The sequence below is a fragment of the Pseudoduganella sp. SL102 genome (assembly GCF_027856995.1).
In the GTDB taxonomy this organism is placed as follows: domain Bacteria; phylum Pseudomonadota; class Gammaproteobacteria; order Burkholderiales; family Burkholderiaceae_D; genus Rugamonas; species Rugamonas albidiflava.
Map to the genome: position 1 here is coordinate 6,376,497 of NZ_CP115554.1, position 20,969 is coordinate 6,397,465.

Annotated in this window: 18 protein-coding genes and 1 tRNA gene; 6 read left to right on the plus strand and 13 right to left on the minus strand. The window is 67.1% G+C overall.

The features are described from left to right. Positions 1–88 precede the first annotated feature (88 nt). Positions 89–164: transfer RNA gene (locus OU994_RS27035), tRNA-Lys, on the plus strand. Between the two features lie 473 nt (positions 165–637). On the opposite strand, the gene OU994_RS27040 is transcribed toward OU994_RS27035, so the two are convergent. Then, positions 638–1,825: an acyltransferase gene (locus OU994_RS27040; protein WP_307731753.1), complete on the minus strand. Its 1,188-nt coding sequence runs from the start codon at positions 1,823–1,825 to the stop codon at positions 638–640. Between the two features lie 267 nt (positions 1,826–2,092). On the opposite strand from OU994_RS27040, the gene OU994_RS27045 reads away from it, so the two are divergent. Both OU994_RS27045 and OU994_RS27050 read left to right on the plus strand, forming a co-directional pair. Then, positions 2,093–2,818, plus strand: a complete 726-nt coding sequence (locus OU994_RS27045; RefSeq protein ID WP_281608426.1) for a PEP-CTERM sorting domain-containing protein — start codon at positions 2,093–2,095, stop codon at positions 2,816–2,818. Positions 2,819–3,027: 209 nt separating this feature from the next. Continuing rightward, positions 3,028–5,115 (plus strand): TonB-dependent siderophore receptor, encoded by a 2,088-nt coding sequence (locus tag OU994_RS27050; protein ID WP_281608427.1) that lies wholly within the window; start codon positions 3,028–3,030, stop codon positions 5,113–5,115. A 10-nt stretch (positions 5,116–5,125) separates the two neighbouring features. Here the strand turns inward: OU994_RS27050 and OU994_RS27055 are convergent, their stop codons facing one another. Further along, a complete protein-coding gene (locus tag OU994_RS27055) occupies positions 5,126–6,319 on the minus strand; it encodes an L-dopachrome tautomerase-related protein (protein WP_281608428.1) in 1,194 nt (397 codons plus the stop codon). A 140-nt stretch (positions 6,320–6,459) separates the two neighbouring features. Here OU994_RS27055 and OU994_RS27060 point away from each other — a divergent pair, with 140 nt between their 5' ends. After that, positions 6,460–6,789: a multidrug efflux SMR transporter gene (locus tag OU994_RS27060; RefSeq protein WP_131144236.1), complete on the plus strand. Its 330-nt coding sequence runs from the start codon at positions 6,460–6,462 to the stop codon at positions 6,787–6,789. Here OU994_RS27060 and OU994_RS27065 read toward each other — a convergent pair. The 8 genes from OU994_RS27065 to OU994_RS27100 form a co-directional block, all read right to left on the minus strand. After that, positions 6,755–7,696 carry a DMT family transporter gene (locus OU994_RS27065; protein ID WP_281608429.1) on the minus strand — a complete coding sequence of 314 codons (942 nt, stop codon included), beginning with the start codon at positions 7,694–7,696 and terminating at the stop codon, positions 6,755–6,757. The two genes, OU994_RS27060 and OU994_RS27065, sit on opposite strands and share 35 nt — an antisense overlap. Then, a complete protein-coding gene (locus OU994_RS27070) occupies positions 7,693–8,667 on the minus strand; it encodes a lysozyme inhibitor LprI family protein (RefSeq protein ID WP_281608430.1) in 975 nt (324 codons plus the stop codon). The genes OU994_RS27065 and OU994_RS27070 overlap by 4 nt, the downstream gene beginning before the upstream one ends. After that, on the minus strand, positions 8,667–9,515 hold the full coding sequence (locus OU994_RS27075; protein ID WP_281608431.1) for a PhzF family phenazine biosynthesis protein: 849 nt from the start codon (positions 9,513–9,515) through the stop codon (positions 8,667–8,669). Before OU994_RS27075 ends, OU994_RS27070 begins: the two co-directional genes overlap by 1 nt. A gap of 88 nt (positions 9,516–9,603) precedes the next feature. Beyond that, a complete protein-coding gene (locus tag OU994_RS27080) occupies positions 9,604–10,557 on the minus strand; it encodes an alpha/beta hydrolase (RefSeq protein WP_281608432.1) in 954 nt (317 codons plus the stop codon). A 174-nt stretch (positions 10,558–10,731) separates the two neighbouring features. Then, entirely contained in the window at positions 10,732–11,604 is an 873-nt protein-coding gene (locus OU994_RS27085; protein ID WP_281608433.1) for a BON domain-containing protein, read from the minus strand. Between the two features lie 99 nt (positions 11,605–11,703). Next, positions 11,704–12,408 carry a hypothetical protein gene (locus tag OU994_RS27090; protein ID WP_281608434.1) on the minus strand — a complete coding sequence of 235 codons (705 nt, stop codon included), beginning with the start codon at positions 12,406–12,408 and terminating at the stop codon, positions 11,704–11,706. A 347-nt stretch (positions 12,409–12,755) separates the two neighbouring features. Continuing rightward, positions 12,756–14,459, minus strand: coding sequence for a hypothetical protein (locus OU994_RS27095; protein WP_281608435.1), 1,704 nt, complete (start codon positions 14,457–14,459; stop codon positions 12,756–12,758). A gap of 42 nt (positions 14,460–14,501) precedes the next feature. Further along, positions 14,502–15,101, minus strand: coding sequence for a short chain dehydrogenase (locus OU994_RS27100; RefSeq protein ID WP_281608436.1), 600 nt, complete (start codon positions 15,099–15,101; stop codon positions 14,502–14,504). Positions 15,102–15,197: 96 nt separating this feature from the next. On the opposite strand from OU994_RS27100, the gene OU994_RS27105 reads away from it, so the two are divergent. Further along, positions 15,198–16,079 (plus strand): LysR family transcriptional regulator, encoded by an 882-nt coding sequence (locus OU994_RS27105; RefSeq protein ID WP_281608437.1) that lies wholly within the window; start codon positions 15,198–15,200, stop codon positions 16,077–16,079. 40 nt (positions 16,080–16,119) lie between these two features. Here OU994_RS27105 and OU994_RS27110 read toward each other — a convergent pair whose 3' ends face one another. Further along, positions 16,120–16,755, minus strand: coding sequence for a nitroreductase family protein (locus tag OU994_RS27110; protein WP_131144227.1), 636 nt, complete (start codon positions 16,753–16,755; stop codon positions 16,120–16,122). A 117-nt stretch (positions 16,756–16,872) separates the two neighbouring features. Here OU994_RS27110 and OU994_RS27115 point away from each other — a divergent pair, with 117 nt between their 5' ends. After that, positions 16,873–17,829, plus strand: coding sequence for a LysR family transcriptional regulator (locus OU994_RS27115; RefSeq protein ID WP_281608438.1), 957 nt, complete (start codon positions 16,873–16,875; stop codon positions 17,827–17,829). 2 nt (positions 17,830–17,831) lie between these two features. Here OU994_RS27115 and OU994_RS27120 read toward each other — a convergent pair whose 3' ends face one another. Both OU994_RS27120 and OU994_RS27125 read right to left on the minus strand, forming a co-directional pair. Then, positions 17,832–19,316, minus strand: coding sequence for an efflux transporter outer membrane subunit (locus OU994_RS27120; RefSeq protein WP_281608439.1), 1,485 nt, complete (start codon positions 19,314–19,316; stop codon positions 17,832–17,834). Positions 19,317–19,361: 45 nt separating this feature from the next. Further along, complete coding sequence (locus OU994_RS27125) at positions 19,362–20,969, minus strand: DHA2 family efflux MFS transporter permease subunit (RefSeq protein ID WP_281608440.1); 1,608 nt, start codon at positions 20,967–20,969, stop codon at positions 19,362–19,364.

The following is a 20,969-nucleotide window of genomic DNA, read 5'->3' on the forward strand; positions in this document are numbered from 1 at the left end:
TTCCTGATGATTCGCAGGGGCCGCATGCGTATCAACAGGAAATGCGCTTGGCAGAGCGCAACGACACGTATATAATACGGCCTCTTTCGGGTCGTTAGCTCAGCTGGTAGAGCAGCGGACTTTTAATCCGTTGGTCGCAGGTTCGAATCCCGCACGGCCTACCACGAATAGATCAGAGAAGCCAACCGTCCGCGGTTGGCTTTTTTGTTTGGTCTCCTTGTTGGCGATCCTGTCCTGCTTTCCGCCGGCCCGTTCAGGTACAGGCACTTCGCCGCCCGCTGTCATATTCCCGCCCTTGCGATGTCATACATTCATGACAATTTCGCTTAACAATCCATTAGAAATAAAACAACGAGCTCGGCTACGATAGCGGTCGTTCGATTTCGCGGGATGCACTCCATGTCGCGCGAGCTGGCCCGGCGCCCTGCGGCGCAAGCAGGAAGGAGCATCCGCGCAAGCGCGCTACCAAGCAGGCTTGACTAAGCAGGCTTAACTAAGCAGGCATAACTAAGCAGGCATAACTAAGCAGGCACAAGCAAGCAGGCGCAAGGCAGTAAGCACTGAGCAGCACAGCACTACCCTCCCCTATTTCGGCCAGCCTGCGCGGTTGGCCTTTTTTTTGGCGGGAGCAGGCCCCTCACGTGCGCAGCGTTGCCTGCTCCCCCTTCCACGCGGGCGCGGCAACCCGCGTGGTAGCGGAGCGCACCATGCGGCCGAGCGGCACCTCGACCCACCGGTAAAACGCGGCGCCGGCCGCCAGGCTCGCACCCCACGCGCCCAGCACGCCGAGCAGCTGCCATGCCGGCTCGGCCGGCACAAACCGCGCGAACGCCGCATTGATCACCAGGCAGACGGGAAAGTGCACGAGGAAGATGGCGTAGGAAATGCGCCCGAGCCAGTTGGCAGCGGACGCCGCGGGCCCATCCGGCCGCGCGCGCAGGCGGCCGAACAGGAACAGCAGGCCGGCCACCGCCAGCGCCAGCGCGATCCGGTCGCGGAAGTCGAGCACCAGCGCGGCAAGCACCGGCAGCACGGCAAGTGCCGCGAGCAACGCGACGGCGCCACCCTTGCGGCTGCGGTCGCCTGCCCACCACGCCATGACGCCCAAGCCATAGCTGCCGAAGAAATAGGGAGCCCAGTCGTCCCAGCCGGCATCGAGGTTGAAATAGAACAGCGACGCGGCGATGCCCAGCGCGACAGCGCACGGCATCAACCACGGCAGCGGCCGCGTGCCGGCCACGCGGCCGCCCAGCCACAGCATCAGGGCCAGCGCCGCATACAGCTGGAAATCGATGGCGACATACCAGGCGCCCGCCGACAGCGATTCATACCCAAGCACGCCGTGCAGCAATACCGCGTGGGCGCACAGCTGCGCGAACGTGGCGGGTGCGGAAATCGAATCATGCGTCATCCACGCGGCGGCCCAGGCGGATGCCAGCGCGGCCAGCAGCGTCGCGGCCAGGAATGGCGGCGCCAGCTTGACGTAGCGCCGCCATAGCTCCTCGCGCGGACGGACCAGCCCGGCGCGGCCCTCGGGACTCAGCGACTTCGCGGCCAGGAACCCGCCGATCACCAGGAACACCTGCACGGCGAAGCGCGCCGGGTCGGCGAACCAGTCCATCACTTCGGGCAACAGGGTGCGCGCATGGTCGGCCATCGGGCCATAGAACGCTAGGTGGTGCAGCACGATCAATTGCGCGGCCACCGCCTTCAGCCAGTTCACCAGCATGAATTCCGTCCCGGCCCGCCCGTTCGCGTCCGGAACCGCCAGCTTGTTCGACATCGTCGCCGCGGCCGTATCGCCGCTCTTGTTTGCTACCTTCATCCACTTCCTCTGTGCCACTCATCAGCCCGGCAAGGCGTGATGATTTTGTAAAGGACGGGAGGATAGCCGAGTTAGCCCATCCGTGGCGCCGAGAAGTGCCGGGCAGGGACCGCTGACACCCGGCAGCTGCCTCGGACAACGGCAGCGCCTGTCCAGACAGCGACGGATCGATGCATCTGACGGACAAATTCACTTATAAATAACTTAAAAAATCACCAACTCTGCGGTTAAAATCATGTTTTTCCTCTAACACATGCCGGAGCCTGAATGAAATTGTCCGCTATTGCCGCTGCACTCGCGCTGTCTCTGCCATTGACCGCGTTCGCCGATGTCACCTCCACGGCGCAGATCAGCAATTTCCGCTTTGAAGTCATCGATCTCGACCTGAATGATGGCGTTACCGCGCAACTGACGCTGGATGAAGTCGGCAAAGTGCTGACCGCCGGCTACTACGACGACTTCGGCATCCCCGATCCGTTCGAATACCTCACGGAAGACGGCACCGTGGCCGCCACGGTCGGCGCCGGCAGCTCCACGGGCACGCTGGACAACGGAGCAGCCAGTGTTTCGGCGACTTTCACGGGTTCCGAAGGTGAGCTGTTCAGCACGGTCGCCGTTGGCCATTCGTTTACGCTCACCGCCAATACCCAGGTCATCCTGTATGCGGACGCCGGCGTCTCGGGTGGCGTCGGCGCCGACGCCACGTATGGCGGATCGAGCTACAGCACCCTGTTCGGCGGCACCTACGATGTGGTCACGGGCGAGCCGGCGCAGATCGAAGACTACCTGGTCAGTTACCTGGGCAATTCGGAACAGCGCCTGCTGTCGGTCAACTTCTCGAGCGGCAACGCGGCGCTCGAAGGTGAACTCGGCTATGCGGTCAGTGCCTATGCCGGCGTCAGCCCGGTACCGGAACCATCGCAAGTGGCATTGCTGACGCTGGGTCTCGCCGGCCTCGGCTGGCGTCTGCGCCGCGCAAACAAGCGCAAATAAGCAAAATCAGCAAATCTGCATCGGCGCCAGCAAGCGCCCGTAGCACTGGAAAGCCAACCCGCGCGGTTGGCTTTTTTCATGATGCCGTGCATCGATCGGCAGGCACCACCGCTGCGCATGGAAACCGCACGCGGCGCCTCATGCACACGCTCACCGCTTGCAAACAGTAATGATTCTCATTTATAGTCGAGCCTTTTTTCGAAGGCCCCATGAACTCTTCTTCCCCGGCGACCAGTCTTGCTGCGCTGTGCATTCTTTCCACCACGCTTTCCGCCACCGCCGGCACGGAGGTATCGGAAGGCACGCCGATGCCGCAAGTGAACGTCGTTGCCGAGCGTGCCGGCGACGGGTGGAATGCGCAAGTGTCGCGCGGCGCCACGCGCACCGAGACGCCACTGGAAGAAGTACCGCAATCGGTGCGGGTGATCGGCAGCCAGCAGATCGACGACCTGGGCGCCACGCGCATGGCCGACACCGTGGACTTCGTCAGCGGCATTTCCCGCCTCAACGATTTCGGCGGCACCTGGGACAACTTCGCGATCCGCGGCTTCAGCAGCACGGACATGGGATATCTCGTCAATGGTTTCCCCGGTTCGCGTGGCTACAACCCGCCGCGCGATACCGCCACCGTGGAACGTTTTGAATTCCTGAAAGGCCCGGCCGGCGCAGTCTATGGCGGCAGCGAACCGGGCGGCACGATCAATATCGTGACCAAGAAGCCGAAGTTCGCCGCCGACCACGTGGCCGAGATCAGCATCGGCAGCGCCGGTTTGCGGCGCGCCACGCTGGACAGCACGGGCGCGCTGGGCGATTCGGTGGCCTATCGCCTGAACGTGATGGCCGAGGAAGGCAACACCCGCTCTTCGCTGCTGCACAACAAGCGCCACCTGGTGGCGCCCGCGCTGACCTGGGTGATCGACAGCCGTACCACGCTGAACCTGGAATCGGAATTCCTGCGCGCGAACACGCCGCTGGACCGCGGCGTGATCAATGTGCGCGGCGTGCTCGGCACGCTGCCGCGCGACCGTGTACTGAACGAGCCAGGCGACGAAAACCTGCGCCTCTCCAGCGACACGCACCAGGCCACGCTGGATCACCGGCTGTCGGACGACTGGCGCGTGCGCCTCGGTGCCAGCTACAAGGAAAGCAATTTCCAGGGCGAATACACGGAAGCGAACGGGCTGGCGGCCGACAACCGTACGCTGAACCGCCAGGCCACCTGGCGCACGCTGCCCTCGCGCGACAGCGCCTTGCAGGCCGAGCTCGAAGGCAAGTTCGCTACCGGTGCCGTGGGCCACACGCTGCTGGTCGGGGCCGAGGCCTCGCGCCTGTTCATGAATACGGAAATCCTCCGTTCGGCCAACTACCCGATCGACATTTACGCGCCCATGTACGGCCAGCCCGTGCCGCCGCTGGCGAACCGCACCAGCAGTTCCGACGAACGCCAGCGCGTGAAGGCCGTGTTCGCGCAAGACCAGCTGAGCCTTTCCGAGCAGTGGAAGCTGCTGTTCGGCGTGCGCTGGGACGAGTACAGCCAGTCGCTGGAAAACCGCGTGGCGAAGACCTTCGTGGCGCGCGAGCAGAGCGCCGTCACGCCGCGCGCCGGCGTGACCTTCCTGCCCAACGCCTGGAGTTCGCTGTATCTCTCCGCCGGCAAATCGTTCCGCGGCAATAACGGCACCGACATCGCCGGCCTGCCCTTCGATCCGCAGCGCTCCACCGCCTACGAGGCGGGCTGGAAGCTGCAGACGCCGGACCGGCGCCTGGGCGCCACGCTGGCCATCTACGACATCACCAAGACCAACGTGCTGACCGCCAGCGACATCCCCGGCTACTCGGTGGCCGCCGGCGAAATCAAGAGCACCGGCGTGGAGGCCGACGTCAACGGCCAGGCGGGCCGCCACTGGCGCGTGATGGGCAACTTCGCCTGGGACGATGCCCGCGTGACGAAGGACAAGACCCTGGCCGCCGGCACGCGCCTGGCCAATGTGCCCGAGTACAGCGCCGGCCTGCTGGCGATCCGCGAAGACCGCCTGCCCGGCGGCAGCCGCTACGGTGTCGGCGCCGGCGTGAACTACGTGGGCGAACGCTCCGGCGACAATGCCGACACCTATTCCCTGCCCGCCTACACCACGTTCAAGCTGGTCAGCTATTGGCAGGTCAACCGGCGCACCCGCCTGTCGGTCGACGTGCACAACCTGGCAAACCGCCTGTTCTACACCGCGTCGTGGGGCAACCTGTACGTCACGCCGGGCGCCGAACGCAGCGTGGTCGCGCGGCTGAAGGTGGACCTGTAAGCCGGCGGCCTCACTTGCCGTTCTTCAGCCGCCACAGCGAGGTGGGCAACGCGATCGGCGCGCCGGGCTTGAAGAAGGCCGAGTCCTGGATGCGCGACGTGGTCACGTACACCACGCCGTCCGGGCCCTGGCTGAACGTGTCCGGCCAGCGCAGCCGCTCGTCGCGGATCACCACGCGCGGCAGGCTCCCCGGCAATTGCAGGTTGCGCACCTTGACCGAATCATCCTCGGGCGAAGTGATGTACATGTGCTTGCCGCCGCGGTCGATCAGCAGGCCATCGGCCACGCCGTTGCGCCCCACCGTCTCCACCTTGCCGCCGATATCGTCGCCGCGCCAGCCTTCCTCGACCAGCACGCGGGTGGCGATGCGGTACAGCGTATCGCCCTTGATGGCCTGCCAGTACAGGTACTGGCCATCCGGCGACAGGGCGATGCCGTCGGCGGCGAACTCGATGCCCTTGCCATCGGGCCGGCGCAGCGGCTTGCCGTCCGCCGTCACGACCAGTCCCTTCTTCGGCTGCGTGGACGGATCGCCGTCCAGCAGCCGCTTCGCCTCGCCGGTGGCCAGGTCCACCAGCACGATCGCGCCGCGCACGCCGGAATCGGTGATGTAGGCCCATTTGCCGTCCGGCGAAAAGCGCACGTCGTTCAGGTACGAGCCCTGCGTGGCGACGCTTTCGTCGAAGCGGATGTTCTGCAGCACCGCGCTGGACGCCAGGCTGATACGGACCAGCTTCGGTCCGCCCGGCACGATCGGCCCCTGCGCCGGCGCGGCGGGGTCCAGCACCCACACATTGCCCTGCCTGTCCGCCACCACGCTCTGCACGCAGACCCAGTGCTCGCCGGGCGACAGCTCATCCTTGCGGGCGTTGCGCCAGGCATTCCACTGCTCGTTCGGGAACGGCGTCGCGACGCCATCCTTCACCTCGGCCACGGACACCGGCGAATCCTCGGTCCAGCGCGGGAAATTGACGAAGATGCGGCCATCCTCGGCCACGGTCACGCCGGTGACCTGGTGGCCGAAGTCGGCCACCTTTTCCAGCGTAAATCCTTTTTCAACCGGAGCCACCTGGGCGATGGCGGGAGCGGCCGCGAGGCCCAGCAGGCAGGCAGCGACCGCGGTGGTGAGCGAAGTAGCAAGCGAGGTACTGAATGAAGTACTGAGGGTAGTCTGGGAGGCGACAAACAGCGGGCGGGATGGCATCGGATTTCCTTTCTCGGTGTCGGGTCGGGGGCGGAAACAGCAGCGGCTTGGTGCGCGCGATGATGCCATATGACTTGCATGTTGCGGCAAGGTAGCGGAACAGGGTGCTACAGTGCGTCTTTCGCATCCAAGGAGCCCCAATGAACTGGCTGTACCTGGCGATCGCCATCGTGGCCGAAGTGATCGCCACCTCCGCGCTGAAGGCTTCGGAAGGCTTCACGCGCACCATTCCGTCGATCCTCGTGGTGATCGGCTACGGGGTGGCGTTCTACATGCTGTCGCTGACGCTGCGCACCATCCCGATGGGCGTGGTCTACGCGATCTGGTCGGGCGCCGGCATCGTGCTGATCACCCTGGTGGGCTATTTCCTGTTCCAGCAGCGGCTCGACCTGCCGGCACTCGTCGGCATCGGCCTGATCGTGGCCGGCGTGCTGGTCATGCAGCTGTTTTCGAAGTCGACGGCGCATTGACGGCACGCCGCCCCGCCAGGCCATAGGCCAGCACCGCGCCCAGCACGCAGCCGGTGCCGGCCAGCTGCGCCGGCGTAACCGGCTCGTGCAGCACCACGGCGGCAAGGAACAGCGCCGCGACCGGCGCCACGGCCGTCATCAGCGAAGCCTCCGCGGCACCGACGCGGGCGGCGCCCGCATACCACAGCAGGTAGCCGGCCACCGTGGGCACCAGCGCGTAATAGCCGATCGCCAGCAGCGCGGTCCGGTCATACGCCAGCGACCAGGGCGCCTCGGGCAGCGCCGCCGCCGCCGACAGCACCAGTCCGATCGCCGTCATCAAGACCGAAAGCGCCAGCGGCGGCACGCTGGTCTTCATCTTCCGGTTCAGCAGGATGAATACGCTCTCGCACACGACCGCGCCCAGCACCAGCAGGTTGCCGCGCCAGGAGCGCGCTGCCTCGCTTCCAGCGCCGGTGGCCAGCAGCACGCCGGCCAGCGCCACCGCGAGCGCCAGCCACAGCGCGCCATGGGGCCGCTCGCCCAGCGCCAGCACGGCAAACAACGCCGACACGAGCGGCAGCAGGCCGACGATGATGGCGGCATCGCCGGCCGAGGCTTCGCGCAGGCCGGCCATCAGCAAGGCCGTGTAGCCGATCGCGCCGGCCGCCGACTGCAGCACCAGCAGCACCCAGTCCGAGCGGGGCATCTCCGGCAACCGCACGCCCTGCCAGCGCATCAGCACGAGGAAGAACGGCAGCGCCATCGCATACCGCAACAGCGTGGCCGTGAACGGCGGCAGCGTGGCGGCGACGATCTTGCTGGCGACGACGGCACTGCCGACGGTCACCATTGCCAGCGCCAGGTACAGGTAGCCCAGCGGCCGGGAGGTGGTTACGGACGAGGCGGTCACGGACGAGGTGCTCACTCCAGCCACTCGCGCAGCTGCGCCGTGCGGCGTTCGGTGAGCCGGGTTTTCCAGGCGGCGGCCGGCACCGCCGGATAGCGCGCTTGCGCGAAGGCGCTCCACGCGTCGCGGTAGGCGATCCAGCTGCGCTGCGTGGTGCGGATGTCCGGCTTCGTCACCGTGCTATGGGCCACCCGGCCCGAGTCATCGGCGGGCAGCGCCATCACCTTCCGATAGACGTCGTTCAAGGCCTTGTCGGCTGCCGCGAAAGCCGCGTCCGTGCCGGCTGGCAGCTTGCCCTGTTCGGCCGCGCGCACATCGGCCAGCAACGCATCCTGCACGGCAGCCGTGGCACCGATCGACATGGCGGCGCGGGCCGTGCCGGACAGGTCGGTCTCCTTGTCGCCCACGTTGCGCGCAAATGCGTCGGTGGCCTTGCGCAAGGCCGCGAAGCGGCTGCGCTGCGCTGCCGTGAACGACCGGTCGAGCCGGGCCAGCGCGGCGTTGCGCGCGGCACCGTCGGCGTCCTCGGCCACGCTGGCGCAAAAGCCCATCATCAAGCCGCTGGTGATGTCGTCGCACAGGTCGAATGGCTTGCGGTCCTGGCCCGCCTTGATCCGTTGCAGGTGTTCGAGGCGCCCTGCCAGTTCGGCCTGCGCGCTGTCGACCCTGCAGGCATGGCCGATGGCGCGCTCGACATCGCGCGGCACGCCACGGCCGTTCGCATACAGCATCATCAGCACCGCGTCGTTGCGGTCCTGCACGGCGCAGCGGTGCACGGCCTGCCAGTCCGGGCTCGCGCTGCGCACCGCTTCGTAGTATTTGCCCAGAGGATTGCACCCCTTGTAGCCGTCGAAGATGATGGGCAATTGCGCGTCGGGCGCGCTCGCGGGGCAGGCAGCCGGCGCCGCTGCCGCGCATGCCGGGAGCAACGCAGCCAGCATGCCGCTGCCCAGCACCCGGCCGGCCACGGCAAGCCATGGCCGGCGCATCAGGCGCCCTCCCCGATCAGCCGCGCCAGGCCGGACACGCGCACCGCGCCGCCCTGCCCCGGCAATGCCTGCGCATGCAGGTGGCACGGCACGCCCATGTCCGCGCCCTGCACGATGTCGATCGCCGTTTCGGGCCAGCCGCTGTCGCGCAGGTAGCCCGCCAGCGCCGCGGCGGCGGCACCGGTCGCCGGGTCTTCGTAGACGCCGCCGGAAGCAAAGGGATTGCGGGCGTGGAAACGCCGCGGCGTCTCGGCGTGCACCAGCGCGATGGTGGCCCAGCCTTCGCGCCGCATCAGCGCGCGGCCGGCGTCCAGGTCGTAGCGCATCGCCGCAAGCGCCCCGCGCGAACGCAGTGCCAGGATCAGGTGGCCAGCACCGCCATTCGCCACGGCCGGCGCGATCCGGTCATCGAGATCGGCGCGCGTATAGCCGAACAGCGCCAGCGCTTCCTCGACGAGTTCGGGCGGCGCGGCCTGGCCGGTGGCGGGCGGGGAAACCAGGCTGGCGGCGATTGCGGCGCCCTCCGCCTTGCCATCGACGGTGACCCGCGCATGGCTGGTGCGCAGCGCGAAGGTGCCGGCGCCGTGTTCCAGCGCCAGCACGGCGCCCAGGGCGATCGTGGCGTGGCCGCAGAACGGCACTTCGGATTCGGGCGAGAAGTAGCGCACGCGCCAGCCTTCGCCTTCAGCATCGCGCGCGGCGAACACTGTTTCCGAATAGCCCACTTCGGCGGCGACCTGCCGCATGGTGTCTTCCGGCGGCAGTGCCGCGCCCGTCCACACACCGGCGGGGTTGCCGCCTTCGTTCCCGGCGCAGAACGCCGCCACCCGTTTCACTCCATCGATCATTGGCCATCCTCCTCGGCGGCCAGTATAGCCCGGCCTCGATCGAATGCCGTGGTCCACGCTCGCGGCGTTGCCGCCGTTCCCGGTCCCGTCAGGGAATGATTTTCCCGCCTTTCAGCCATTGCACGAAGTGTTCGTTCCAGTGGTCGGCACTGGTGCCCACGTTGCGCATGCTGAAGCCGTGTTCCCCCGCGGAGTAGACATGCAGTTCGGCGGACCGGCCGGCGGCGCGCCACGCCTCGAAGATCGGCACGCTCGCATACGCCATGATGCCATCGTCGGCGGCGACCGCGACGAACACGGGCGGCGCATCCTTCGGCACGGCCCGCTGCGGCGACGCACCGTAGATCACGCCGACGAAATCGGGCCGGCTGGCCGCATCGTAGGCGGTGGCCACGTTCATGGCCGTCATGCCACCGGCGGAAAAACCCATGATGCCGATCCTGGCGGGATCGATGCCATAGTCGGCGGCATGGGCGCGCACCCAGCGCACCGCGGCCAGCCCGTCCTCCTGCGCCAGCGGAATCGCGCGGCTCTCGTCGGCATCGCGGTGCGTCCGGCGCGGATCGGCGCCGCGCATGCGTTCACCCACCACCTTCAGGAACTGGCCGCTTTCGACCGGTGTCGTATCGAGCCGGTACTTCAGCACGAAGCTTGTCACGCCCTGTTCGGCGAGATATTTCGCCACCATCAGGCCTTCGTTGTCGAATGCGAGACTCAGGAAGGCGCCACCCGGAGCGATGATGACCGCCGCGCCATTCGCCTTGCCGGGTGCCGGGCGCAGCGGATACAGCGCCGGCTGCGTCACGTTGCGCACCACGCGGTGGCCGAACATCTCGACCCACACTTCGGTCCCGGCCGATCCGGCGGACGACAGCGGGATCGAACTTTCGCTGGCGGGGCTGATGGGCCTGGGCGGATTGGCCGCCAGGTACGCCGTCATTTCCTGCATGGTCTTGGGCTTCTTCGGGGCGCCGTCCTGCGCGATGGCAGGGGCGGCCAGCAGCAGGCTGCCAGCCAGGGTGGCGATCAATGCCAGGTTCATCGGGTGTCTCCGTCGTTGTTGGAATGACCAACGAGCTTACCGACGTTGCGGCTGGCGGCGAAGCCGTCAATTGCGATAGCTGGTATCGCGCGGCGCGGGCGCGCCGGCGCGCCTTCAAAAAAAAGGCCCGCATCGCGCGGGCCAGACCGGAGAGACCGAAGTCCTCGTTGAAGCTTATTTCTTGACCTGGATCGAGCTCTTCACGTCCGTCACGCCCTGCACGCCCTTGGCCAGTTCGACGGCACGTTCGGCTTCCGCCTTCGACGGCACGAAGCCGCTCAGCATCACCACGCCCTTCTGGGTTTCCACGTGCACGTCCATCGCTTTCACGGTCTTGTCGGCGGCCATGTCGGCTTTCACCTTGGCCGTGATCATCGTGTCCGACATCGCAGCCTTGGCGGTGCCGGTCGCGTCAGCGGTCTTTTCCTTGGCATTGGCGGCCATATCGGAGGTTTTTTCCTTGGCATTGGCGGCCATGTCGGAAGCCTTGTCGCGGGCATTCGCGGTGGCGGCTGCGGTGCGGTCGCCGGCACGGTCCATGGCGGCGGCGGTACGGTCGCCCGCGCGGTCGGCGGCGGCAGCGGTGCGGTCGCGGACGTCGGCGGCGCTGCCGGCCACGGCGGCGCCGGTGCCGTTATCGACCAGCACGGCGGTGCGGCCATCGCCGGCCGTCGCGCCGGCCATGTTGGCCTTCATCGAACGGGCCTGGGCCTGGCAGGAATCCTTGGCGTCGCCGGACAGGTCGTCGCATTTTTCCTGGGCCAGCTCGAACTTGGCTTCGGCCAGCTTGCGGTCGGCGCGCTGCAGTTCGTTGCCGGTGTTCTTGTGCTTCGCCACGGCGTCGCGTTCAGCCTGGGCCTGGGCGACCTTGGCTTCCTCTTCGCACACGTCCTGGGCGTTATCCTTCAGCTTTTCGCAGCGCTCCTTGGCGGCCTTGTAGTTGGCTTCGGCCTTGTCGTGTGCCGCCTTGTAGGCCGAGTTGTTCGCGGTCTGGGCGGTGGCGAATGCGCTGACCAGTGCCAGCGTGATGAATGCGGCTTTTTTCATGATAGTCCCCTTAGGATGGTTGGCAGGGACGATTAAACGCTACCGCAAGCCTTCCTTCTGTGCGCGGGCGAACACAGGTCGGGGATTGTTGTCGATTTGTTACTCAGGTACGAGCAAGCCCTTGCTCCACAGTGCACTGGCCTGCTCGAACGGCCCGGCCCCGGCGGCGAAGACACCGCCGTGCGGCGCCAGCTGCAGCCACGCGCGGGTATCGTGCGACCCGTGCGCGGTCGGCTGGTCATCGCGGACCTTGCGCATCCAGCCGTACACATGCGCGTACTGTTCCGGATGGCGCTGCTGTGTCCACGCCAGCGCCACGAGGTCCGAGAACCCTTCCTCGCGGCGCGTTTCTCGCATCTGTTTCGACATTTCCAGCAAGGCCGGGTTGTCGGCCACTTCCTGGCCCACTTCGGTGAAGCCGGCCGGCAGCGCATGCCATCTGCCTTGCGCATAACGCCAGCAATGGCCGACCTCGTGCGCCGCCATCGCTTCGATCAGCACGTCGCGCCGCTCGTCGGCCACGTCGTCCAGGATGGTTTCCGCGTGGGGATTGCCCCGCATCGACAGCACCAGCTTGCAGCGGCCATCGGCGAACCCCATCGCCAGCGGAACGTCGTTCGGGCCGGCCTTGGGCTGCACGATGATATCGATCGGCAGCCGCAGGGTTTTCGCATAGGTCAGGACCGGCGTGGCCGCGGCCAGCCAGCGCGTTTCCAGTGCGGTGAGTTGGGCGGCACCAGCGGTGGCGGTGGTGAGCAGCGCGGGGACTGCGGCAAGGACGAGAAAGCGGAAGAGCGTCGGCATGAAGTACTCCATCGGGAAGAATCACTATACATGCCGCCCGGCAATTTGTAACAGCCGAAGGGCCGCTGTTACAAAATATTTCCTTACTGAAACTTACAAGTTTGCCGGATATTTAATGGCCATTGCAGGCTTGCAGCACCACTGGTGACTGCCGCCTGGTTATTTACTGGGGGCAATGCGTCGACGGTAGCACCGGCCCCGGCAAGAAATTGCATCGGGATGAGTGAACTTGCGGATGCGCAAATGCCCTGTGGGGCCGCGCCAACACGGAGGAAGGGAAATCCGTGGCAGGCAGGCCTGCCCGCCACGGTGCTGCTGCTATTTACCGGTCTTGCCGGTTTTCCCGGTCATTGCGCCATCAGCGCGGCGGCGGTGGGAAACGACGGGCGGATATCGTTCGGGATCGACTTCATCCGGTCCAGCGCGCGCTGTATCTCGGGCCGGATCACCACGTATTTCGCCATCATCTCCTTCGCCCGGGCGTAGTCGCCGGTGGCTTCGATCGCCAGGAATTCCCGGTCGAGGCTCGTCACGGCCTGGCGGATCTTCCGGAAGTCGACCGAGAACGTGCCGTCGGCATGCGCCACGAAACCGCCCTGGTCGAGCAGGTAGTTGACCTGGATCGCCATGCCGCGCGCGTGCGAACTGGCCAGGCCGAAGTGCAGCGTGCGGAAGGCCGAGGCCAGGAACGTGGTGTACAGCTTGCGCTCGGCCGCCTCGCCCTGCCCCAGCGTATCCTTCAGCTGGCCCTTTTCCATCATCGTCGCCAGCGCATACAGGCCCGTCACGTCGGCCTTGGCTTCCTCGATGGTCGAATAGGCATCCTTCAGGTCCTGGCGCGGCGTCGACTTGCCGCCCTGCGTGCTGTGCGGGCCCAGGCCGTGCGTGATCTCGTGCGCCAGGATGTGCGTGAAGAACGAATTGAAGTCGAGGTCCTGCTGGTCTTGCGGGCGCAGCACCAGCTTCGCGATCGGGGTCAGGGTGGCCTTGAACTTGGCTTCCTGCACGTTCTTCAGCATCACGCGCTTGGAGCCGCGCTGGCTGATGATGCGCTCGTCGTTCGGCAGGTTGTAGGCGGCCGTCTGCACGCCCATGTTGCCGTCGCCGGCGCCGAACACCTGGTTGACGACCACCATCGGCGCCACCGCCCCCACCTTGGGATTGCGGTATTTCGCATCGAGCGGCAGGCTGTCCTCGATCTCCTGCATATGCCTGGCGAAGAAGTCCAGCTTGGCGGTTTCCACGTCGTCGCGGATGCTGACATACGCTTCGAACGCGGCCTTGTAGCCGAACAGTTCGTCGTTATACGTCTCGTACGGGCCGATCGTCACGTCCACCGCCGAATCGAGATCCATCCACGCGAAATCGGACGGCAGGTAATCGTTCGACAGGAACGCGTCGGCGCGCAGCGTGAGGAATTTCTTCAGCGACGCGTTGCCGGTGGCGGCCGCCGCTTCCCGCAGCAGCGCCGCCAGCCGGGTCAATTCAGGCTTGTATTCGTCGGAGTATTTCACCGTGGCGAACTTGCCGTCCTTGCCGGCGCGGATGGTGGTGAAGAACCACTGGGCCTGCTGCCTGTCGGCCGGCGGCAAGCCGTTCATCCAGCTCTCGAGCGCCGCCTTGCTGGCGCCGGCCGGGTAGAAATTGGCGCCTTCCGGCTTCTTCGGCGGAATGGCGATACCGGCCACCTGCGCCGGCAGGAACGAGGTGTTGCCATCCAGGGTCGACCATGGCCCCTTGTTCAGCCAGAAGTAATCGGCGCGCGCCTTGCCGAGGGGCGTGCGGTCCTGTTTCAGCGCCGCCCACAGCGCTTCGTTGTGGGCCCAGCGCTGGCGCAGCTGCAGCGTGTCGATGACCTGCGCCGCCTCGATCAGCCTGGCGATGGCCTTGCGGTCGCCCGGTGTCAGCTTCGAGGTATCGGCTTTCAGCTCGACCGGCGCGAACCGCGCCGTCGCCCTGGTCAATTCGGCGACATCGGCCGGCGCCGCCATTGCCGTCGCAGCCGAGACAGCCGACACGGCCAGCACCATCGGGAGCAGGAGATTTTTCATGGGACCTTGGCTTGGGTTGGAGAAGGTCCCATTGTAGGGCCGTCAATAGACGCGGTATACCTTGCCGGTCTCCGGGCCGTCCACGCTGCGCTGGTAGGCCAGCGCGACCCGCTTGCCGTCGGCCGATTCGAAGCCGGGGAACAGGTGGCCATACAGCGGCACGGATTCGGTCAGCACGGTCGGTGCCACGAGGTTGATGCGCACGCCCCGCTTCAGGTCCAGCGCGGCGCCGGCGACAAAGCCTTCCAGCCCAAGGTTGACGGCCATCGCGTTGGCGCCGTGCCGGATCGCGTGGTAGGCGTCGATGCCCGAGGTCAGCGTGATCGAACCGCCATCGTTCAGCGCATGCTGCGCGGCCAGCGCCACGTGCACCTGGCCCATCAGCTTGCTGTCCAGGCCGATGCGGAACTGCTCCGGCGTCATTTCCGCGAACGGCCCCAGGTGCAGCCCGCCGGCGGCCACCACCACGCCATCGACCGGCCCCGTGCGGGCGAACAAGGCCTGCACGCTGGCGTAATCGTCGATGGCGACCTGCTGCCCGCCGCTGCCGCGCCCGGCGGTGACGATGTCGTGCCGCTGCCCCAGCCGTTCAACGATGGCCTTGCCGATGGTACCCGCGGCACCGATGACGATGATCTTCATGTCCACTCCTTCAGTTGTTGGAGCGGCCAGTATGTTCTCCGTCACCGGAAGAATAAATGCGCTAGCATGACGGACATTACGAACTGAGGGTTTGCAATGGATAAATTGCGCAGCATGGAAGTGTTCGTGGCCGCGGTCGATGCGGGCAGCTTCGCCGGCGCGGCGCAGCGCTGCGCGATGTCGGCGGTCATGGTAGGGAAGCACATCCGGGCGCTCGAGCAGATGCTGGGCGCGGCACTGCTGACGCGCACCACGCGCCGCCAGGCGCTGACGGAAATCGGCCGCCGCTATGCCGAGCAATGCCGCGCCATCCTGGCCCAGATCGGCGCCGCCGAATCGGTGGCCGAAGCGATGCGCGCCGCGCCGCGCGGCCTGGTCAAGGCCACCGCGCCGGTATCGTTCGGCGCGCAGTGGCTGAGCCCCGCGATCGCGGAGTACCTGGCGCGCTATCCGGACGTGACGGTGGACCTGAGCCTGAACGACCGCACGGTGGACCTGGTGGAGGAAGGATTCGATATCGCCGTGCGCATCGGGCCGCTGCCCGATTCGACGCTGGTGGCGCGGCCCCTGAAGCCGTACGGGATGGCGATCTGCGCGTCGCCGGCATACCTGGAACGCCATGGCACGCCGCGCACGCCGGCGGACCTGCAAGGGCATGAATGCCTGGAATTCACCGGCTGGCTGCCGCAGGCAAGGTGGAAACTGAAGGGAGAACAGGATGGCCGCCTGGTGCGGCCGGGGCGCTTTCGCGCCAACAGCACGGCCGCCCTGCGGATGGCCGCGCTGAACGGCTTCGGCATCGTGATGCAGGCCGAACTGATCCTGGCCGACGATATCGCCGCCGGCCGGCTCGTTCCGCTGCTGCGGGACTGGCTGCCCGCGCCGCGCCCGATGCACCTGGTGTATTCGCGCGACCGGCGGGCCACGCCGAAGCTGACGACCTTCGTCGACTTCCTGCTGGAGCGCTTCGGCCCCTGAGCCGGCTTCGGCGACGGTGCGCCGGAAGGCGGCGTTCCGCTTACGCGACTTCGGTGACGAACTGCTCGCGGGGACGGCGTACCTTCGGCAGGTCCACCAGCCAGTCGCCCGCGTCGGCGCGGTAGCCCAGCGGCAGCATCGCCACGCTCTTCAGGCCGCGCGCATGCAGGCCGAGGATATCGTCCACGGCGGCCGGGTCGAAGCCTTCCATCGGCACGCTGTCGACTTCCTCGAACGCGGCCGCGATCAGCGCGGCGCCCAGGCCCAGGAAAGCCTGGCGCGCCGTGTGGCTGAAGTTCACGGCGGCGCCGCGCTGCGGGTAGCTGGCCAGCAGCTGCTGGCGGTAGGCTTCCCAGCCTTCGTTCCTGAAGCCGCGCACCTCATTGGTGTAGTCGAACATCTGGTTGATCCGCTCGGGCGTGTAGTCGTCCCAGGCGGCGAACACCAGCAGGTGCGAGCCGTCGACGACCTGCTGCTGGTTCCACGCCACTTCGGCGATGCGCTGGCGGATCGCCGGATTCGTCACCAGCAGGATTTCATAGGGCTGCAGGCCGCTGGAAGTGGGCGCCAGGCGTGCCGCTTCGATGATGCGTTCCACCTTGTCCGCCGGCACGGCGCGGCTCGGGTCCATTTTCTTGGTGGCGTAGCGCCACTGCAGTTTTTCCAGTAAAGGCATGGGTCGTTCCTTGAAGTGAGGTGTCAAATTGATTTGACGGAGTGAAGGCATTGTATTTTTCGCTGAAGCACAGATAAACTGGCTCTTCAACAAATCATTTGTTCTTGAAAGGCAAAGATGGCCCGCCGTTTCGATCATCTGGCCGACGTGGAAGCCCTGCTCTGCGTCGTCGAGCATGGTTCGCTGACCAATGCCGCAGTGGTGCTGGCCACCACGCCCTCGGTGCTGAGCCGCGCTATCGCCCGGCTGGAGGCAAGGCTGGGCACGCAACTGCTGCGCCGTACCACGCGCAGCCAGAGCCTCACGGATGCGGGCCGGCTGTACGTGGACGAGACGCGCCGCGCCTTCGGCCTGGTCGAACAGGCCGAGCGGACCATCGCCTGCTGCGCCGGGCAGGAAGAAAGCCTGGTGGGCCGGGTGCGCCTCAGCGTTCCCACCAGCTATGGCCACCACCGGCTGCCGCCGCTGCTGGCCGCTTTCGCGCGCCGGCACCCACACGTACAGGTCGAACTGAACATCACGAACCGCAACGTGGACCTGGCCGCCGAAGGCTACGACATGGCGATCCGTTCCGGCCCGCTGCCCGACAGCAGCATGGTCGCGCGCCCGCTGGAAGCGGGAGCGATGATCCTGGTGGCCGCGCCGGACTACGTGCGCACGGCCGGCCCCCTGGCCACCTTCGGCGACCTGCAGCGCCAGCGCTGCATCGGCTTCGTGCGGCCCAGCACCGGCCGCGTGATTCCCTGGCTGCTGCGCGTCGACGGCAGGGACGTGGACTGGGTGCCGCCACCCGGCATCACGGTGTCGGACGACGTGGTGGGCGTCGTCACGCTGGCCGCGCAGGGCCTCGGCATCGCGATCTGCGCCGACTTCATGGCCGCCGCCGATATCGCGGCGGGCCGGCTGGTGCAGGTGCTGCCGGCGCTGTGCGGCCGCATGCGCGCCTTCTCGCTGGTGTATGCGCCGCACCGCGGCCTGTCGCTGGCCGCGCGGGCCCTGATCGATGTGCTGGTGGAACACGCTTCGGAACGCCCCGGGCCGGCGGCCGGGCGGCCACCGGCCTCGCCAGCGTAAGCTTACTTGCCTGCCTGGGCCAGCCGGGCAAGCCCGCCTTCCGGCTGCCAGCCCGCGCCCAGCGCGCGCGCCACCGACACGGCGGCCAGCAGCCGCTGCGTATCGATCTGCGCCGCGGCACGGTCGGCGGCCAGCGCGCTGCGCTGCGCGTCCGTCACGTCCAGGTAGGTCGACAGGCCGCGCTCGTAGCGGGCGCGCGCCACCTCGTAGGCACGCGCCGCCGCTTCGCGCGACACCGCCTGCGCCTTGCCCTGGCGATCGCGCTGCTGCACGTCGGACAGCGCATCCTCCACTTCGCGCAGCGCGGTGAGCAGCGTGCCCTGGTGGTTGGCCACCGCTTCGTCGTAGCGCGCCTGCGCCGCGGCCAGGTTGGCCTTGTTGCGGCCGCCGTCCAGCACCGGCAGCGACAGGGCCAGCGGGCCGAAGCTGAACTGGCGCGAGCCGCCCTTGGCGATCTCGGACAGGCTCTCGGAAGCGAAGCCGAAATTGCCCGTCAGGCTCAGTGCCGGGTACAGCGCGCCCTCGGCGACGCCGATATTGGCATTGGCCGCCTTCAGCACGGCCACGCTTTGCGCCAGGTCGGGCCGCTGCGCCAGCAGGCTGGCCGGCAGGCCGACAGGGATCGCCGGCGGCTGCGGCAGGGTGGCTCCCGGCGTCGCGGCCAGCACGGTCGACGACGGCGAGGCGCCCAGCAGCACGGCCAGGCCGTGTTCCAGCGTGTTGCGCTGGCGCTGCGCTTCTTCCAGGTCGGCTTCGGCATTGGCGCGCTCGATCTTGGCGCGCGACGTATCGAGTTCGTTGGACAGCCCGGCATCGAAGCGCGCATTGACCAGTGCCTCGGTTTCGCGGCGCGTCTCGAGGGCTCCGCGCAGGATGCCGATTTCCGCGTCCAGGCCGCGCAGCTGCCAGTACGTCGTGGCGACCTGCGACGTCAGCAGCACCATCACGCCATCGCGGTCGGCCTGCGCGGCCAGGGCCTGCGCATCGGCCGCTTCCACGGCGCGGCGCACGCGGCCGAGCAAATCGAGTTCATACGAGAACGACGAGCCGATCGCATAGTTGTTGCCGGCCACGGCACGGCGGCCCTGCGCGATCCCCTGCGCGGTGTTGGCCGAGGTGCGCGTATTCGACACGCCGGCGCTCACGTTCAGCTGCGGGCGTTCGCTGGCCCGCGTGACGCCCAGTTGCGCCTCGGCCTGCAGCAGCCGCTGCGCGGCGGCCTTCACGGTCGGGCTGTCGGCCAGTGCCTGCCGCTCCAGCCGGTCCAGCGTCGCGTCGCCGAACACGCTCCACCACTGCCGTGGCAGGCTTGCCGCGGCATCCACGCCTTGCAAGTGTGCGGTGGCGCCGGTGGCCTGCGGCGCGTGGCGGAAGGCGGCATCGGCCACGCTGGCCGGCGCCTTGAAGTCGCTGCCGACGGTGGCGCAGCCGGACAGGAACAGGACGGCGGATGCGACCGCCACGGAGATGCTTTGCTTGATGAACATGGTGTTACCTCTTGTATTCAATGAACGCCATTCATTAACCGCCAATTAATGGCCGCCGCCACCGGCGCCGGAAGGCGATACCACCTTGTCCGACAGCCACAGGATGGCGATGCAGGACAGCAGGATGCCGCCGACGATGAAGAAGCCGTCGTTGTAGGCCATCACATAGGCCTCGCGCCGCACGATGCCGTCGATCGCCTTCAGCGCCTTGCCGGCCGCGTTGGCGGGATCGAAGCCCTGGCCGATGAAGGCCTGCGTCATCTGGTCGAGCCGCTGCTGCGTGGCCAGCGAATAGCTGGTGATCGCCTCGCCCAGGCGCGCCGAGTGGAAGTGCTCGCGCGTCGACAGCGCGGTGGCCAGCAGCGCGATGCCGATCGAGCCGCCCAGGTTGCGCGTCATGTTGAACAGGCTCGATGCCGACGGCATGTCCTTCGGCGCGATGCCGTTCATGGCGAAGTTCGACAGGGTCAGCATCACGAACGGCTGGCCCAGTGCACGCACGATCTGCGACAGCATCAGCTGGTCGTAGCCAGTGCTGGCATCCATGTAGGCGTTCATCAGGCAGGAGCCGCCGAACAGCAGCAGGCCGAACGAGCACAGGATCCGGTTGTCGATCTTCGAGGACAGCTTGGCCACGAAGGGCATGATGAACAGCTGCGGCAGGCCGACCCACATGATCACTTCGCCGATCTGCATCGGCGAATAGCCGGCGATCTGGCCCAGGAACAGCGGCAGCAGGAACGACGAGCCGTACAGGCCCATGCCCATCACCGCCGACAGCACGGTGGCGACCAGGAAGTTGCGCTGCCCATACAGGCCCAGGTTGACGAACGGCTGCTCGCGCATCGCGCTGGTGATGACCCAGCCCAGCAGCCCGACCAGCGCCATCGCGGCGAAGGCGATGATGAAAGCGGAATCGAACCAGTCCTTGCTGTTGCCTTCTTCCAGGAAGATGGTCAGGCAGCCCAGGCCCATGGCCATGAAGCCCATGCCCAGCCAGTCGGCGTTCCACAACTGGTCGAGGTGCCACTTTTCCTTGTCCAGGCCATAGGCGATGCCCGCCATTAGCAGCACGCCCGGCACCCAGTTGATGTAGAAGATCGACGGCCAGCCATACAGCTCGGACAGGTAGCCGCCCAGCGTCGGCCCCATGGCCGGCGCCAGGGTCGCCGTCAGGCCGAACAGGGCCATGCCGGCCGCGCGCTTCGACGGCGGCAGCTTGGTCATCACCAGCGTCATCGCCATCGGGATCAGCGCGCCGCCCGTGAAGCCCTGCGCCATGCGGAAGGCGATCATGCTTTCCAGGTTCCACGCAAAGCCGCACAGCGTGGAAAACACCAGGAACAGCCCGGTGGTACCCAGCATGTAGCCGCGCAGCGAGAAGACCCGCGTCAGCAGCGCCGTGAGGGGAATGACGATGATCTCGGCCACCAGATAGGCGGTGGAGATCCACGAGCCCTCTTCCTGCGTGGCCGACAGCGAGCCGAGGATATCCTTCAGCGACGAGTTGGTGATCTGGATATCCAGCACCGCCATGAAGGCGCCCAGCATGCCGGCGGCAACCGCGATCCAGGTACGGGCGGACACCGCTTCGCCGGCCTGGCCGTAGGCCGGGGCGCCGGGCAGGCCGCCGGCCATGGTCTGCGTACTCAT